Origin of the sequence: Peribacillus psychrosaccharolyticus ATCC 23296, assembly GCF_000305495.1 — a bacterium.
GTDB lineage: Bacteria > Bacillota > Bacilli > Bacillales > DSM-1321 > Peribacillus > Peribacillus psychrosaccharolyticus.
This window is the reverse complement of the sequence record NZ_AJTN02000006.1, coordinates 1-15,055: the sequence shown is the minus strand read 5'-3', so window position 1 is coordinate 15,055 and position 15,055 is coordinate 1. Positions and strand designations below refer to the sequence as shown.

The 15,055-nt window shown below is 40.6% G+C and carries 18 protein-coding genes; all 18 read right to left on the bottom strand.

Annotated features, from left to right (window positions below):
• Positions 1 to 38: 38 nt before the first annotated feature.
• Positions 39 to 302 (bottom strand): 30S ribosomal protein S17, encoded by a 264-nt coding sequence (rpsQ, locus tag WYK_RS01085; protein WP_040372559.1) that lies wholly within the window; start codon positions 300 to 302, stop codon positions 39 to 41.
• Between the two features lie 18 nt (positions 303 to 320).
• Positions 321 to 524: a 50S ribosomal protein L29 gene (gene rpmC, locus WYK_RS01080; RefSeq protein WP_040372558.1), complete on the bottom strand. Its 204-nt coding sequence runs from the start codon at positions 522 to 524 to the stop codon at positions 321 to 323.
• A complete protein-coding gene (gene rplP / locus WYK_RS01075; RefSeq protein ID WP_040372557.1) occupies positions 514 to 948 on the bottom strand; it encodes a 50S ribosomal protein L16 in 435 nt (144 codons plus the stop codon). Before rplP ends, rpmC begins: the two co-directional genes overlap by 11 nt.
• A gap of 1 nt (position 949) precedes the next feature.
• Positions 950 to 1,606, bottom strand: a complete 657-nt coding sequence (gene rpsC / locus WYK_RS01070; RefSeq protein ID WP_040372555.1) for a 30S ribosomal protein S3 — start codon at positions 1,604 to 1,606, stop codon at positions 950 to 952.
• A 3-nt stretch (positions 1,607 to 1,609) separates the two neighbouring features.
• Positions 1,610 to 1,951 (bottom strand): 50S ribosomal protein L22, encoded by a 342-nt coding sequence (gene rplV, locus WYK_RS01065; RefSeq protein WP_040372552.1) that lies wholly within the window; start codon positions 1,949 to 1,951, stop codon positions 1,610 to 1,612.
• A gap of 17 nt (positions 1,952 to 1,968) precedes the next feature.
• The gene (gene rpsS, locus WYK_RS01060) at positions 1,969 to 2,247 is read right to left on the bottom strand and encodes a 30S ribosomal protein S19 (protein WP_040372550.1); all 279 of its coding nucleotides are present in this window, start codon (positions 2,245 to 2,247) and stop codon (positions 1,969 to 1,971) included.
• Positions 2,248 to 2,307: 60 nt separating this feature from the next.
• Positions 2,308 to 3,138, bottom strand: a complete 831-nt coding sequence (rplB, locus tag WYK_RS01055; RefSeq protein ID WP_040372548.1) for a 50S ribosomal protein L2 — start codon at positions 3,136 to 3,138, stop codon at positions 2,308 to 2,310.
• A gap of 26 nt (positions 3,139 to 3,164) precedes the next feature.
• Positions 3,165 to 3,449, bottom strand: coding sequence for a 50S ribosomal protein L23 (gene rplW / locus WYK_RS01050; RefSeq protein WP_040372546.1), 285 nt, complete (start codon positions 3,447 to 3,449; stop codon positions 3,165 to 3,167).
• Complete coding sequence (gene rplD, locus WYK_RS01045) at positions 3,449 to 4,072, bottom strand: 50S ribosomal protein L4 (RefSeq protein WP_040372544.1); 624 nt, start codon at positions 4,070 to 4,072, stop codon at positions 3,449 to 3,451. The genes rplW and rplD overlap by 1 nt, the downstream gene beginning before the upstream one ends.
• Positions 4,073 to 4,097: 25 nt before the next feature.
• A complete protein-coding gene (gene rplC, locus WYK_RS01040; protein WP_040372542.1) occupies positions 4,098 to 4,727 on the bottom strand; it encodes a 50S ribosomal protein L3 in 630 nt (209 codons plus the stop codon).
• 38 nt (positions 4,728 to 4,765) lie between these two features.
• The gene (gene rpsJ, locus WYK_RS01035) at positions 4,766 to 5,074 is read right to left on the bottom strand and encodes a 30S ribosomal protein S10 (protein ID WP_040372540.1); all 309 of its coding nucleotides are present in this window, start codon (positions 5,072 to 5,074) and stop codon (positions 4,766 to 4,768) included.
• Positions 5,075 to 5,580: 506 nt separating this feature from the next.
• Positions 5,581 to 6,768: an elongation factor Tu gene (gene tuf / locus WYK_RS01030; protein ID WP_040372538.1), complete on the bottom strand. Its 1,188-nt coding sequence runs from the start codon at positions 6,766 to 6,768 to the stop codon at positions 5,581 to 5,583.
• Positions 6,769 to 6,880: 112 nt separating this feature from the next.
• Complete coding sequence (fusA, locus tag WYK_RS01025) at positions 6,881 to 8,959, bottom strand: elongation factor G (RefSeq protein WP_040372536.1); 2,079 nt, start codon at positions 8,957 to 8,959, stop codon at positions 6,881 to 6,883.
• 47 nt (positions 8,960 to 9,006) lie between these two features.
• Entirely contained in the window at positions 9,007 to 9,477 is a 471-nt protein-coding gene (gene rpsG, locus WYK_RS01020) for a 30S ribosomal protein S7 (RefSeq protein ID WP_040372534.1), read from the bottom strand.
• Between the two features lie 38 nt (positions 9,478 to 9,515).
• Positions 9,516 to 9,938 carry a 30S ribosomal protein S12 gene (gene rpsL / locus WYK_RS01015; RefSeq protein WP_040372532.1) on the bottom strand — a complete coding sequence of 141 codons (423 nt, stop codon included), beginning with the start codon at positions 9,936 to 9,938 and terminating at the stop codon, positions 9,516 to 9,518.
• Positions 9,939 to 10,039: 101 nt separating this feature from the next.
• Positions 10,040 to 10,288, bottom strand: coding sequence for a 50S ribosomal protein L7ae-like protein (locus tag WYK_RS01010; protein ID WP_040372530.1), 249 nt, complete (start codon positions 10,286 to 10,288; stop codon positions 10,040 to 10,042).
• Between the two features lie 222 nt (positions 10,289 to 10,510).
• On the bottom strand, positions 10,511 to 14,110 hold the full coding sequence (rpoC, locus tag WYK_RS01005; RefSeq protein WP_040372528.1) for a DNA-directed RNA polymerase subunit beta': 3,600 nt from the start codon (positions 14,108 to 14,110) through the stop codon (positions 10,511 to 10,513).
• A gap of 190 nt (positions 14,111 to 14,300) precedes the next feature.
• Positions 14,301 to 15,055 (bottom strand): DNA-directed RNA polymerase subunit beta (locus WYK_RS01000; protein ID WP_040372526.1); only part of this gene is annotated, 755 nt, incomplete at its 5' end.

Here is a 15,055-nt window from a genome sequence, read left to right as displayed (position 1 = left end):
GAAACCTCCCTTCGGAATTAACTTAATCCGAACACTGATTAAATAATTACTGCTTTTTCTACGATATCTACTAGACGGAAACGTTTTGTTGCTGAAAGTGGACGAGTCTCCATAATACGGACAACATCACCAATTTTAGCTTCGTTTTGTTCGTCATGAGCTTTAAATTTCTTTGAATACTTTACGCGTTTCCCGTATAGAGAATGCGTTTTGTACGTTTCAACTACTACTGTTACCGTTTTATCCATTTTGTCGGAAATAACACGGCCAGTGTATATCTTACGTTGGTTGCGTTCGCTCATTATGCAAACCTCCCCTCATTATCGATTGTTGACGCCGATCTCTCTTTCACGAACAACTGTCTTCATACGAGCGATCGATTTGCGTACTTCACGGATACGAGCTGTATTTTCAAGTTGTCCAGTAGCTAACTGGAAACGAAGATTAAATAATTCTTCTTTAAGAGATTTTACTTTTTGTTCAATTTCAGCCGTGGTTAGATCTTTAATTTCATCAGCTTTCATTGGATTCACCACCAATTTCTTCACGTTTTACAAACTTACATTTGATAGGAAGTTTGTGTGCGGCAAGACGTAATGCTTCACGAGCCACCTCTTCAGGTACACCAGCGATTTCAAACATAACTTTGCCTGGTTTTACAACTGCTACCCATCCTTCAGGAGCACCTTTACCAGAACCCATCCGCACTTCAAGTGGTTTAGCAGTGAACGGCTTGCTTGGGAAAATCTTAATCCAAACTTTACCACCACGTTTCATGTAACGAGTCATTGCAACACGGGCAGCTTCAATTTGACGGTTAGTGATCCAAGAAGCTTCAGTAGCTTTTAAACCAAATTCACCGAAATGAACTTCTGTTCCGCCTTTTGCATTACCACGCATTTTACCACGGTGTTCACGACGATACTTAACGCGTTTAGGCAATAACATATTATTTTCCTCCTTCCTCGGATTTCTTCTTAGTAGGAAGAACTTCTCCACGGTAGATCCATACTTTCACGCCAAGCTTACCATAAGTAGTATCTGCTTCAGCATGCGCATAATCAATGTCAGCGCGAAGTGTGTGAAGAGGAACTGTACCTTCACTATAATGTTCAGAACGAGCGATATCTGCTCCGCCTAGACGACCAGAAACCATTGTTTTAATTCCTTGAGCGCCAGAACGCATTGTGCGTTGGATAGCTTGTTTCTGTGCACGACGGAAAGAAACACGATTTTCTAATTGTTTAGCGATATTTTCTGCGACTAATTTCGCATCAAGATCTGCTCTCTTAATTTCGATAATGTTAATGTGAACTCGTTTACCTGTAAGTTGATTCAATGCTTTACGAAGTGCTTCGACTTCCGTACCGCCTTTACCAATTACCATACCTGGTTTAGCAGTATGAACGGAAACATTCACACGATTGGCTGCACGTTCGATTTCTACTTTAGATACTGAAGCTTCGCTTAAACGTTTTGCAATGTATTTACGAATCTTAAGATCTTCATGTAAAAGAACGGCGTAGTCTTTATCAGCGTACCATTTAGACTCCCAATCACGAATAATGCCTACTCGCAATCCGATTGGATTTATCTTTTGACCCACAGATTATCCCTCCTTCTTTTCTGATACTACGATTGTAATATGACTAGTACGTTTGTTAATTGCACTAGCACGACCCATCGCACGAGGACGGAAACGTTTTAAGGTTGGTCCTTCGTTAACGTAAGCCTCTGAAATAAACAGGTTGTTAATATCCATTTCGTAGTTATGCTCCGCATTTGCAATAGCAGACTTAAGAACTTTTTCTACGACTGGAGATGCAGCTTTCGGTGTTAAACGAAGAATTGCAAGTGCTTCACCAATTTTTTTTCCTCGAATTAAATCTGCGACTAAACCGACTTTACGAGGAGCAATACGTACTGTTCTAGCAACAGCTTTTGCTTCCATGAGATGCCCTCCTCTCATTAACGTCTTGTTTTCTTATCGTCACTTGCGTGACCTTTATAAGTACGTGTAGGTGCGAATTCACCAAGTTTGTGACCGACCATATCTTCAGTAACATAAACTGGTACATGTTTGCGACCATCATATACTGCGATAGTATGTCCGATGAATTGCGGGAAGATTGTTGACCGACGAGACCAAGTTTTAACAACCTGCTTTTTGTCAGCTTCATTTAATTTTTCAACTTTAACGATTAAATGTTCATCAGCGAATGGTCCTTTTTTTAAGCTGCGACCCATGTGGGTACCTCCCTTCGTGATTGTTCTACGGTCCGAATCTTGAACCGTAGTTCAACCGCGTTATTTTTTACGACGACGCACGATAAATTTATCGGATTTGTTTTTCTTCTTACGAGTTTTATAACCAAGTGTTGGTTTACCCCAAGGAGACATTGGTGATTTACGTCCGATAGGAGATTTACCTTCACCACCACCATGCGGGTGATCGTTCGGATTCATTACTGATCCACGAACTGTTGGGCGTTTTCCTAACCAACGGTTACGTCCAGCTTTACCAATATTGATAAGTTCATGCTGTTCATTACCAACTTGACCGATTGTAGCACGGCAAGTAGCAAGAATCATACGAACCTCACTTGAATTTAAACGTACAAGCACGTAACGGCCTTCTTTACCAAGAACCTGTGCAGATGTACCAGCAGAACGGACTAATTGTCCACCTTTGCCTGGTTTTAATTCGATATTGTGAATAACTGTACCCACTGGGATATTTGATAATGGAAGAGCGTTTCCTACTTTAATGTCAGCTTCTGTACCTGACATAATCTCCATGCCTACTTGTAGGTTTTTAGGAGCAAGGATATACAATTTCTCTCCATCCATGTAATTGATTAATGCAATGTTTGCTGAACGGTTGGGATCGTACTCGATCGTGGCAACGCGTCCTGGTATACCATCTTTATTCCGTTTGAAATCGATGATACGGTATTGACGTTTGTGTCCACCACCATGATGACGAACGGTTAACTTACCTTGGTTGTTACGGCCGCCTTTTCTGTGTAAAGGAGCAAGCAATGATTTCTCTGGTGTGCTAGTTGTAATCTCAGCAAAGTCAGAAACTGTCATGCCGCGTCGTCCGTTAGAGGTAGGTTTATACTTCTTGATTCCCATGTGTATTTCCCTCCTTCTCTATTAGATTAAGCTTCGAATAATTCGATTTCTTTGCTATCTGCAGATAATTTTACAATCGCTTTACGGCGCTTGTTCGTATATCCTGCGTGTTTACCCATACGTTTGAATTTACCTTTGTAGTTCATGATGTTAACTTTCTCAACTTTAACACTGAAAATTTCTTGAACAGCGTCTTTAACTTGAGTTTTGTTAGCCCGAACATCAACCTCAAACGTATATTTTTTTTCAGCCATAAGGTCTGAAGAAGCTTCAGTAATTACGGGGCGCTTAATGATATCGCGTGCATCCATTATGCAAGCACCTCCTCTACTTTTTCGACAGCTGACTTAGTCATGATCAATTTGTTGTGTGATACAACATCAAGAACATTAAGACCAGTAGCTTCCACTACAGTAATACCAGGGATATTACGAGCAGATAGGGCAACTTTCTCATCTAAACCGTCAGTAACGATCAACGCTTTAGTATCAATAGAAAGACCAGCTAAAACAGCTGCAAATTCTTTTGTTTTTGGAGCTTCAAAAGCAAGGTTATCCAGCACCAATACATTTTCTTCTAATACTTTAGCAGATAATGCAGATTTGATAGCTAAACGACGTACTTTTTTAGGCAATTTGTAAGCATATGATCTTGGAGTAGGACCGAATACAACCCCACCGCCACGCCATTGTGGAGAACGGATTGAACCTTGACGCGCACGTCCAGTTCCTTTTTGTTTCCAAGGCTTACGACCACCGCCTGCAACTTCAGAACGATTTTTAACTTTATGTGTTCCTTGACGCAAAGATGCTCTTTGCATGATAATTGCTTCGAATAATACATGGTTATTTGGTTCGATACCAAAGATAGAATCATTAAGTTCGATTGCTCCAACTTCTGATCCAGCTTGGCTGAACATAGTAACTTTAGGCATTTAATGCTCCTCCTTTCTTAAAAAATTACTTAGCTTTTACGCCACTTACTACTTTAATCATAGCTTTTTTCGAGCCAGGTACATTACCTTTGATTAGTAGAATGTTACGCTCAACGTCAACCTTAACGATAGTTAAGTTTTGAACAGTGATTTGTTTTCCACCCATGCGGCCAGGTAATTTTTTACCTTTGAAAACACGGTTAGGAGCTACAGGTCCCATAGAACCTGGACGACGATGGTAACGTGAACCGTGACTCATTGGTCCGCGAGATTGTCCGTGGCGTTTGATTGAGCCTTGGAAACCTTTACCCTTCGAAATTCCTGTTACATCAACTACATCGCCTTCAGCGAAAATATCAACTTTGACTTCTTGACCGATCTCGTAAGCATCGAGATTCGTTTCGCGGAATTCGCGAATGAAGCGCTTAGGTGCGGTATTAGCTTTTTCAACATGGCCTTTAGCAGGTTTGTTTGAAAGTTTTTCGCGTTTGTTTTCGAAACCGATTTGGATTGCTTCGTATCCGTCGTTTTCAACAGTTTTCTTTTGTAAAACTACGTTATCAGCAGCTTGGACAACTGTTACTGGGATTAGCTCACCGTTTTCAGCAAAAATTTGCGTCATACCGATTTTTCTTCCTAAGATTCCTTTGGTCATTAGTCACACCTCCTATAATTTTTCCTTGCAATCTATTCTTAAAGTTTAATTTCAATGTCCACACCAGACGGTAAGTCTAGACGCATTAACGAATCAACAGTTTGTGGTGTTGGGTTAACGATATCGATTAGACGCTTGTGTGTACGCATCTCAAATTGTTCACGAGAATCTTTGTATTTATGAACTGCACGAAGAACTGTATATACAGATCTTTCAGTTGGTAATGGAATCGGACCAGATACAGCCGCACCAGAACGTTTTGCAGTTTCTACAATTTTCTCAGCAGATTGATCAAGGATTCTGTGATCATATGCTTTTAAACGGATACGAATCTTTTGTTTTGCCATAATTTTCCCTCCTTTTCGCCTATTTTTAAAATAGACTCTCTCAATGGAAATTTCCCACACACTCGCCATGGCAAAGCGGCCGGGTGTGTCAGCAACCTTCCATATCATCGCAGTCAAAGACCAACATTGTCTATTATACATAAAACATAATGAATAAGCAAGTAATAACTTATAAACATTATGTAGCACACTTTTACTATTATACATACATGGTTAGTTATTTTCAAGAGGATAATAAATTTAATGGTTGGTAATTTCCAACTGTGTCAAATATGCGTCGAATATCTGTATTCGTTCCTAATACATCCTTCTGCCAGCTTGTGAATATACTATAGAAGGAAGCCGACTTATAAACGACTCATTAATAAAATCAACTAGATTGTTATTATACATCATTAAATACAAATGTCTAATTTTTTATCGATAAATCTTCATAAAAAAAAGCAGCCGGCGTCCCAGCTGCTTTCTTTCGGAAGGCGTCCCTTCCATATTTAGTTCAAGATCAATTATTCAGTAATAGAAGCTACTACTCCAGCACCAACAGTACGTCCACCCTCACGGATAGAGAACTTAGTACCTTCTTCGATAGCGATTGGAGCGATTAGCTCTACAGACATTTCGATGTTATCACCAGGCATAACCATTTCTACGCCTTCAGGAAGATTACAAATACCAGTTACATCAGTTGTACGGAAGTAGAACTGTGGACGGTAGTTTGTGAAGAATGGAGTGTGACGTCCACCTTCTTCTTTTGATAATACATATACTTCAGCTTTGAATTTGCTGTGTGGAGTGATTGTACCTGGTTTAGCAAGTACTTGTCCACGTTGGATATCTTCACGAGCTACACCACGAAGTAGTGCGCCGATGTTGTCGCCAGCTTCAGCATAATCAAGAAGTTTACGGAACATTTCAACACCAGTTACTGTAGTAGGTTTTGGCTCTTCGTTAAGACCGATGATGTCGATAACATCTCCGACTTTAACTACTCCACGTTCTACACGGCCAGTAGCAACTGTTCCACGGCCAGTGATTGAGAATACATCCTCAACAGGCATCATGAAAGGCTTGTCAGTGTCACGCGTTGGATTTGGGATATATTCATCAACAGCAGTCATTAATTCATGAATTTTTTCTTCCCAAACAGCGTCTCCTTCAAGAGCTTTAAGAGCAGAACCTTTGATAACTGGAATGTCATCGCCAGGGAAATCGTATTCAGAAAGAAGGTCACGAATTTCCATTTCTACTAATTCAAGAAGTTCTTCGTCATCAACCATGTCGCATTTGTTCATGAATACTACTAAGAACGGAACACCAACTTGTTTAGAAAGAAGGATATGCTCACGAGTTTGCGGCATTGGGCCATCAGCAGCAGAAACAACTAAGATTCCGCCATCCATTTGTGCAGCACCAGTGATCATGTTTTTAACGTAATCGGCATGGCCTGGGCAGTCAACGTGTGCATAGTGACGAGTTTCAGTTTCGTACTCAACGTGTGCAGTAGAGATTGTGATACCACGTTCTCTTTCTTCTGGTGCACCATCGATTTGGTCATAAGCGCGAGCTTCTGCTCCGCCTGATTTTGCAAGAACAGTTGTGATAGCAGCTGTTAAAGTAGTTTTACCGTGGTCGACGTGACCAATTGTTCCAACGTTAACGTGTGGTTTTGAACGATCAAATTTAGCTTTACCCATTAGGATATTCCTCCTCAGAATTGTATTGATTATAAGTATTTAAATGCTGTGAAAGTCAGAAACTTCCACAGCTTTCAATAGTAGTTATACTTTAAATAGAGATGAAAATCAATTATTCACCTTTATTTTTTTTAATGATTTCTTCAGAAATACTCTTCGGCACTTCTTCATAATGATCAAAGTGCATAGAGAATGTTCCACGGCCTTGAGTATTAGAACGAAGTGATGTTGCATAACCGAACATTTCAGATAATGGAACCATGGATTTAACCATTTGCGTGTTACCACGAGCTTCCATACCTTCTACACGGCCACGGCGTGATGTAATATCACCCATAATGTCGCCCATGTACTCTTCAGGAATAACAACTTCAACTTTCATAATTGGCTCAAGAATGACAGGCTTACATTTTGATGCTGCATTTTTAAGTGCCATTGAAGCAGCAATTTTAAATGCCATTTCGTTGGAGTCAACATCATGGTAAGAACCATCATAAAGTTTTGCTTTAATATCAACTAAAGGATATCCAGCAAGTACACCTCTATCAAGAGAGTCAACAAGACCAGCTTGAACAGCAGGAATGTATTCACGTGGAACAACCCCACCAACAACCGCATTTTCGAATTCGAAACCTTTTCCTTCTTCGTTTGGACCAAATTCAATCCAAACGTGTCCGAATTGTCCGCGTCCGCCTGATTGACGTACAAACTTACCTTCAACTTTAGCTGAAGCACGGAAAGTTTCACGGTATGCAACTTGTGGTGCACCAACATTAGCTTCAACCTTGAATTCACGACGCATACGGTCTACAAGAATATCTAAGTGAAGTTCACCCATACCAGCAATGATAACTTGTCCAGTTTCCTGGTCAGTATGTGCACGGAATGTAGGATCTTCTTCTTGAAGTTTTTGTAGTGCAGTAGTCATTTTATCTTGGTCAGCTTTTGATTTTGGTTCAATTGAAAGCGAGATAACTGGTTCTGGGAATACCATAGACTCAAGAATAACTAGATCCTTTTCATCACAGATAGTGTCACCAGTAGTAGTATCTTTAAGACCAACAGCAGCTGCAATATCGCCAGCGTATACTACTGAAATCTCTTCACGAGAGTTAGCATGCATTTGCAGGATACGTCCTACGCGCTCACGCTTACCTTTAGTAGAGTTTTTAACATATGAACCTGAGTTCAATGTTCCAGAGTATACACGGAAGAATGTTAGCTTACCAACATAAGGGTCCGTCATAACTTTAAACGCAAGTGCTGCGAATGGTTCGCTGTCGTCAGGATGACGCTCAACTGTTTCCTCACTGTCTGGAAGTGTTCCAGTGATAGCTGGTACATCCAGTGGTGATGGAAGGTAGTCCACTACTGCATCAAGCATTAATTGAACACCTTTGTTTTTGAATGCAGAACCACAAATTACTGGATAGAATTCAACGTTAACAGTACCTTTACGGATAGCAGCTTTTAATTCTGCTTTAGTGATTTCTTCACCGTTAAGGAATTTCTCCATTAAGTTTTCATCAAGTTCAGCAACAGCTTCAAGTAACTTTTCACGCCACTCTTCTGCTAGTTCTTTATGTTCTTCAGGAATTTCTCCAATTGTAATATCAGTTCCAAGGTCATTACCATAGAAGACAGCGTTCATTTCAACAAGGTCAATGATTGCAGAGAAATCATCTTCTGCACCAATTGGAAGTTGAATTGGATGAGCATTAGCCTGAAGACGATCATGGATAGTTCCTACAGAATAAAGGAAATCAGCACCGATTTTATCCATTTTGTTTACGAATACTACACGAGGAACCCCGTAAGTAGTCGCTTGGCGCCAAACAGTTTCTGTTTGCGGTTCTACGCCTGATTGAGCATCAAGAACTGCTACAGCACCATCAAGTACACGAAGTGAACGTTCAACTTCAACAGTGAAATCCACGTGACCTGGTGTATCGATGATGTTTACGCGGTGGTCTTTCCATTCTGCTGTAGTTGCAGCAGAAGTAATTGTAATACCACGTTCTTGTTCTTGCTCCATCCAGTCCATCTGAGATGCACCTTCATGGGTTTCACCGATTTTGTGAATCTTACCGGTGTAATAAAGTACACGCTCTGTAGTTGTCGTTTTACCAGCATCAATATGTGCCATGATACCAATATTACGAGTATTTGCTAAGGAGAACTTTCTTGCCATTTGGTCTTTCTCCCTTCTGGTTTAGGTATCTTTTTATAGTATGAATTCTACCAACGATAATGAGCGAATGCTTTGTTAGCTTCAGCCATTTTGTGTGTATCTTCGCGTTTCTTCACAGAACCGCCAGTGTTATTAGCAGCATCCATGATTTCGTTAGCTAAACGTTCTTCCATCGTTTTTTCTCCACGAAGACGAGAATAGTTAACTAACCAGCGAAGACCTAGAGTTGAACGTCTATCAGGACGCACCTCGATTGGTACTTGATAGTTAGCTCCACCTACGCGGCGTGCTTTAACTTCTAATACCGGCATGATGTTTTTAAGTGCTTGATCAAACACTTCGATTGGGTTGTTGCCAGTGCGCTCTTGAATTAATTCAAATGCAGAGTAAAGAATTTTTTGTGACTTACCTCTTTGTCCGTCAACCATCATTTTGTTGATTAAACGAGTCACAAGTTTTGAATTATATATTGGATCTGGTAATACGTCTCTTTTTGTTACGGGACCTTTACGTGGCATGTGTTTTTCCTCCTTTCGGTAAGCTTGCTAGTTTATTATTATTTTTTTGCAGCTTTCGGACGCTTAGTACCGTATTTAGAACGGCTTTGCATACGATTTTGTACTCCAGCAGTATCAAGCGCTCCACGAACGATGTGGTAACGAACTCCTGGTAAATCTTTTACACGACCTCCGCGGATAAGTACAACACTATGTTCTTGTAGGTTGTGACCGATACCTGGGATATATGCTGTTACTTCGATACCATTTGTTAAACGAACACGCGCATATTTACGTAATGCGGAGTTAGGTTTTTTAGGTGTCATTGTACCAACACGAGTACATACCCCACGTTTTTGCGGTGATGTTGCATTTGTTTGAGCTTTTTTAAAGCTGTTAAAGCCTTTATTAAGTGCAGGAGATCCTGACTTTACGATCTTAGATACACGACCGTTACGAACTAATTGATTAATAGTAGGCATTATTTTTTCCTCCCTTCATTTTTTCATCTAGAACCACACATCCAGGTGGTTCATAATTGGGTAAAAACAAAGTTCTTGCAGTCTATTCTGCAAAAACAGTTTTACTTTTTAATGGCAACAGTTGCTGCTCCGACATCTATGCCGCATGCTTTTCCAAGCAAACGCATCGAATCAACATATGTGATTGGAACATTTAATTCGCGGGATGTCATCGCTACCCGGGATGTTATAAAAGGATCAGCATCCTCAGCAATGAACACTTCAACAATCAAATTGTTTTTAAGAGCTCTCACTGTCTGTTTTGTTCCTATAACAACTGACTTTGCCTGTAATACTTTTTCATAAGACATATTTCATATCCTCCAAAGTTACAGGGTATCATAGGAGCACCTTTGCTATAATATCATCTTTATGTTCACACTGTCAACCGACTTTGTGAAATAAATCTAGCAAGTGGTTTTCCAATAGTAAAATATTGCTGACTCGTATCTGCTGAACAACTGATACTAAGTGTGAATTAACACCCTTAGTATCAGTTTTAATGGTTAGCATCTACGAGCCAGCATGTATTGTTAGTCTACCGAAACAGTATCTTCAGCTGTTCCATCTGCTAAAACTGGGTTTGCTTTTCTGTAACGAAGCATACCTGTACCAGCCGGAATCAGCTTACCAATAATTACATTCTCCTTCAGGCCGAGCAATTCATCACGTTTACCTTTAATTGCAGCATCTGTGAGCACTCTTGTCGTTTCTTGGAACGACGCAGCCGATAAGAATGAATCTGTTTCAAGTGATGCTTTTGTAATACCGAGCAAGACTGGACGACCAGTAGCTGGTGTTTTACCGCCAACAACTGCGCTTGTATTAGCAGTAGTAAATTGATTCACGTCAAGCAGTGTTCCCGGAAGAACATCTGTATCCCCTGCATCATTTACACGTACCTTACGAAGCATTTGTCTAACCATAACTTCGATATGTTTATCACCAATTTCAACACCCTGCATCCGATATACCTTTTGAACTTCATGAAGCAGGTATTCTTGAACAGTAAGAACATTGGTTACTTTTAATAGTTCTTTCGGATCAATCGATCCTTCTGTTAATTCTTCACCACGGCGTACTTGCGTATCAACAGTCACTTTAAGACGTGCTGTATATGGTGCCGTATACGTACGTGACTCGATAGCCCCTTGAACAACAATCTCTTGTTGCTTATCACGGATTTCGTTAATCGAAACAACCGTTCCTTCAATCTCAGAAATAATTGCTTGCCCTTTAGGATTACGAGCTTCAAATATTTCTTGGATACGAGGAAGACCTTGTGTAATATCATCTCCGGCCACACCACCAGTATGGAAGGTACGCATTGTTAACTGAGTACCTGGTTCACCGATAGATTGGGCAGCAATGATTCCCACAGCTTCGCCAACTTCAACTTCTTGACCAGTAGCCAAGTTGCGTCCGTAACATTTCTTACAAACACCATGACTTGTATTACACGTAAATGCAGAACGAATCCATGCTTGTTCAATTCCTGCATCTTGAATGTATTTCGCAAGATCTTCAGTAATTAGATCATTTTGAGCTACAATCAGCTCATTTGTCTCTGGATGTCTAATCGCTTTACGTGCATAACGGCCAATCAAACGCTCTTCAAGAGTTTCAATGATTTCAGTACCTTCTCTAAGTGGAGAAATCAAGAGACCTCTATCTGTTCCACAATCATCATCTCTAATGATAACATCTTGCGCTACATCAACTAGACGGCGTGTCAGGTAACCTGAGTCAGCTGTTTTCAAGGCTGTATCCGCAAGACCTTTACGAGCACCATGTGTTGAGATGAAGTATTCTAGAACCGTTAAGCCTTCACGGAAACTTGATTTAATCGGTAATTCAATGATACGTCCAGCCGGGTTGGCCATCAGTCCGCGCATACCAGCTAACTGTGTAAAGTTAGATGCGTTACCACGGGCACCAGAGTCACTCATCATGAAGATTGGATTATGACGATCAAGGGAATTCATTAGTTTAGACTGAATTGTATCCTTTGCCGCACTCCATATTGAAATGACACGATCATAACGTTCATCTTCAGTGATAAGACCACGTCTGAACTGCTTCATAACATTATCGACTTTAACCTGTGCTTCAGTAATAATTTCTTGTTTCTCACCTAATACAACAATATCTGCTACACCAACGGTAATACCAGCTTTAGTTGAGTGTCTGAAACCAAGATTCTTCATACGGTCAAGCATTTTAGATGTTTCTGTTATTTTGAAACGTTTGAAGACTTCAGCAATGATATTTCCAAGAATTTTCTTCTTGAACGGATCAACAATTGGTTGTGCCTTAATCAGTTCAGGTATATTTGCACCTTTTTCAACAAAATAATGCTCAGGCGTTTTCACTTCCAAGTTATATGCTGTAGGTTCATTAATATAAGGGAACGATTTAGGTAAAATTTCATTGAAGATCATTTTTCCTACTGTCGTAATCAAAAGCTGATTGTTTTGTTCGTCAGTAAATGTTTCGTTATTCATAGAAGAGGCTGCAACTGCTACACGAGAATGAAGATGTACATATCCATTTTGGTACGCAATTAAAGCTTCGCTTGTATCTTTAAAGATCATGCCTTCTCCTATTACTCCTTCTCTTTCTAAGGTTAGGTAATAGTTACCTAAAACCATATCCTGTGAAGGGGTAACAACTGGCTTACCATCTTTAGGATTCAAGATGTTTTGCGCAGCAAGCATTAAAAGACGTGCTTCAGCTTGAGCTTCAGATGATAACGGAACGTGGACGGCCATTTGGTCACCATCAAAATCCGCATTGTATGCAGTACATACTAACGGATGAAGGCGAATTGCGCGTCCTTCTACTAAAGTTGGTTCAAAGGCTTGGATACCAAGTCTATGCAATGTTGGTGCACGGTTTAACAATACAGGGTGTTCTCTAATAACTTCTTCAAGTACATCCCATATTTCTGGAGATAGACGTTCGATTTTACGTTTTGCCGATTTAATGTTGTGTGCAAGTCCTTTTTGAACAAGCTCCTTCATTACGAACGGCTTAAATAATTCAATCGCCATTTCCTTCGGTAACCCACACTGATACATTTTTAGGTTTGGTCCAACAACAATTACAGAACGGCCAGAGTAATCTACACGTTTACCAAGAAGATTCTGACGGAAACGTCCTTGTTTACCTTTTAACATATGTGACAATGATTTAAGCGGACGATTACCTGGTCCTGTAACTGGACGGCCGCGGCGACCGTTATCGATTAGAGCATCTACAGCTTCTTGCAGCATCCGTTTTTCATTTTGAACAATGATACTAGGAGCTCCAAGGTCTAATAGTCTCTTTAAACGATTGTTCCGGTTAATAACACGACGGTAAAGATCGTTCAAATCAGATGTTGCAAAACGTCCGCCATCTAATTGCACCATCGGACGAAGTTCAGGAGGAATAACTGGCAGAACATCAAGGATCATCCAAGAAGGTTCATTTCCAGAATTACGGAAAGCTTCTAGAACTTCTAGGCGTTTAATTGCCCGTGTTCTACGTTGGCCTTGAGCTGTCTTAAGCTCTTCCTTCAAGGCTTCGCCTTCTTTTTCAGTATCAATATCTTGTAAGAGTTTTTTGATAGCTTCGGCACCCATTGCAGCTTGGAACTTCTTACCGTATTTTTCACGGTATGCGCGGTATTCTTTTTCAGAAAGAAGTTGTTTCTTTTCTAAAGAAGTATCGCCTGTTTCAGTGACTACGTATGATGCAAAGTAAATGATCTCTTCCAAAGCACGTGGAGACATATCTAGTACGAGACCCATCCGGCTTGGGATTCCTTTGAAATACCAGATGTGTGATACAGGAGCAGCTAGTTCAATGTGGCCCATACGTTCGCGACGGACCTTCGCACGAGTTACTTCTACACCACAACGGTCACAAACTACGCCTTTATAGCGTACACGTTTGTATTTTCCGCAATGACATTCCCAATCTTTTTGTGGTCCAAATATTCTCTCACAAAACAGACCATCTTTTTCAGGTTTCAATGTACGATAGTTAATGGTTTCTGGCTTCTTAACTTCACCATGGGACCAAGAACGAATCTTGTCCGGTGATGCTAGACCAATTTTCATATACTCAAAATTATTAACGTCTAACAAGGGGCCTACCTCCCTTTTGATCTCCAGGTTCTTTCAACAACTTACTTATATAAACGGACATGCACCAGGCGGTGTTGCTTTTACCCCGTCGGATGTTTCGTACTACAATCAGCTTAAGCCAGCAGCAGCCCTGTTCATTATCAGGGTCCGCTGCCGGCTAAGCGGAAAGGATTTTGGCTCAATCAATGAATTATTCAGTTATAATCGCGTTTGTTTTAAGCCCAGCACCTTGAGGAGCTGCGTCTTTGGTGTCTAATTCGATGTTCAATGAATCTGCTTGGTTTACATCATCATCATCTTCTAAATCACGCATTTCAATTTCACGATCTTCAGCGTTCATGATTTTAACATCTAATCCTAAACTTTGAAGTTCCTTAATTAATACTTTGAATGATTCAGGAACACCTGGTTCTGGAACATTTTCACCTTTAACAATTGCTTCATATGTTTTCACACGGCCCACAACGTCATCGGACTTAACAGTAAGAATTTCTTGAAGAGTATAAGCTGCACCGTAAGCTTCAAGTGCCCAAACTTCCATTTCACCGAAACGCTGTCCGCCAAACTGTGCTTTACCGCCTAGTGGCTGTTGCGTTACTAGTGAGTATGGTCCAGTTGAACGAGCATGAAGTTTATCATCAACCATGTGAGCTAGTTTAATCATATACATGATTCCAACTGATACACGGTTATCAAATGGTTCTCCGTTACGACCATCATAAAGGACAGTCTTCGCGTCACGAGCCATTCCAGCTTCTTCAATTGTTTCCCAAACATCTTCCTCACGAGCACCATCAAATACTGGTGACGCTACATGAATACCCAGTGAACGAGCTGCCATACCTAAATGAAGCTCTAATACCTGACCAATGTTCATACGTGATGGAACACCTAATGGGTTCAACATGATGTCGACTGGTGTGCCGTCTGGCATATAAGGCATAT

Excerpts from the sequence above, each read along its gene's own strand:
- rpsQ (WP_040372559.1), bottom strand. The coding sequence starts at position 302 with ATGAGCGAACGCAACCAACGTAAGATATACACTGGCCGTGTTATTTCC.
- rpmC (WP_040372558.1), bottom strand. The coding sequence starts at position 524 with ATGAAAGCTGATGAAATTAAAGATCTAACCACGGCTGAAATTGAACAA.
- rplP (WP_040372557.1), bottom strand. The coding sequence starts at position 948 with ATGTTATTGCCTAAACGCGTTAAGTATCGTCGTGAACACCGTGGTAAA.
- rplV (WP_040372552.1), bottom strand. The coding sequence starts at position 1,951 with ATGGAAGCAAAAGCTGTTGCTAGAACAGTACGTATTGCTCCTCGTAAA.
- rpsS (WP_040372550.1), bottom strand. The coding sequence starts at position 2,247 with ATGGGTCGCAGCTTAAAAAAAGGACCATTCGCTGATGAACATTTAATC.
- rplB (WP_040372548.1), bottom strand. The coding sequence starts at position 3,138 with ATGGGAATCAAGAAGTATAAACCTACCTCTAACGGACGACGCGGCATG.
- rplW (WP_040372546.1), bottom strand. The coding sequence starts at position 3,449 with ATGGATGCACGCGATATCATTAAGCGCCCCGTAATTACTGAAGCTTCT.
- rplD (WP_040372544.1), bottom strand. The coding sequence starts at position 4,072 with ATGCCTAAAGTTACTATGTTCAGCCAAGCTGGATCAGAAGTTGGAGCA.
- rplC (WP_040372542.1), bottom strand. The coding sequence starts at position 4,727 with ATGACCAAAGGAATCTTAGGAAGAAAAATCGGTATGACGCAAATTTTT.
- rpsJ (WP_040372540.1), bottom strand. The coding sequence starts at position 5,074 with ATGGCAAAACAAAAGATTCGTATCCGTTTAAAAGCATATGATCACAGA.
- tuf (WP_040372538.1), bottom strand. The coding sequence starts at position 6,768 with ATGGGTAAAGCTAAATTTGATCGTTCAAAACCACACGTTAACGTTGGA.
- fusA (WP_040372536.1), bottom strand. The coding sequence starts at position 8,959 with ATGGCAAGAAAGTTCTCCTTAGCAAATACTCGTAATATTGGTATCATG.
- rpsG (WP_040372534.1), bottom strand. The coding sequence starts at position 9,477 with ATGCCACGTAAAGGTCCCGTAACAAAAAGAGACGTATTACCAGATCCA.
- rpsL (WP_040372532.1), bottom strand. The coding sequence starts at position 9,938 with ATGCCTACTATTAATCAATTAGTTCGTAACGGTCGTGTATCTAAGATC.
- WYK_RS01010 (WP_040372530.1), bottom strand. The coding sequence starts at position 10,288 with ATGTCTTATGAAAAAGTATTACAGGCAAAGTCAGTTGTTATAGGAACA.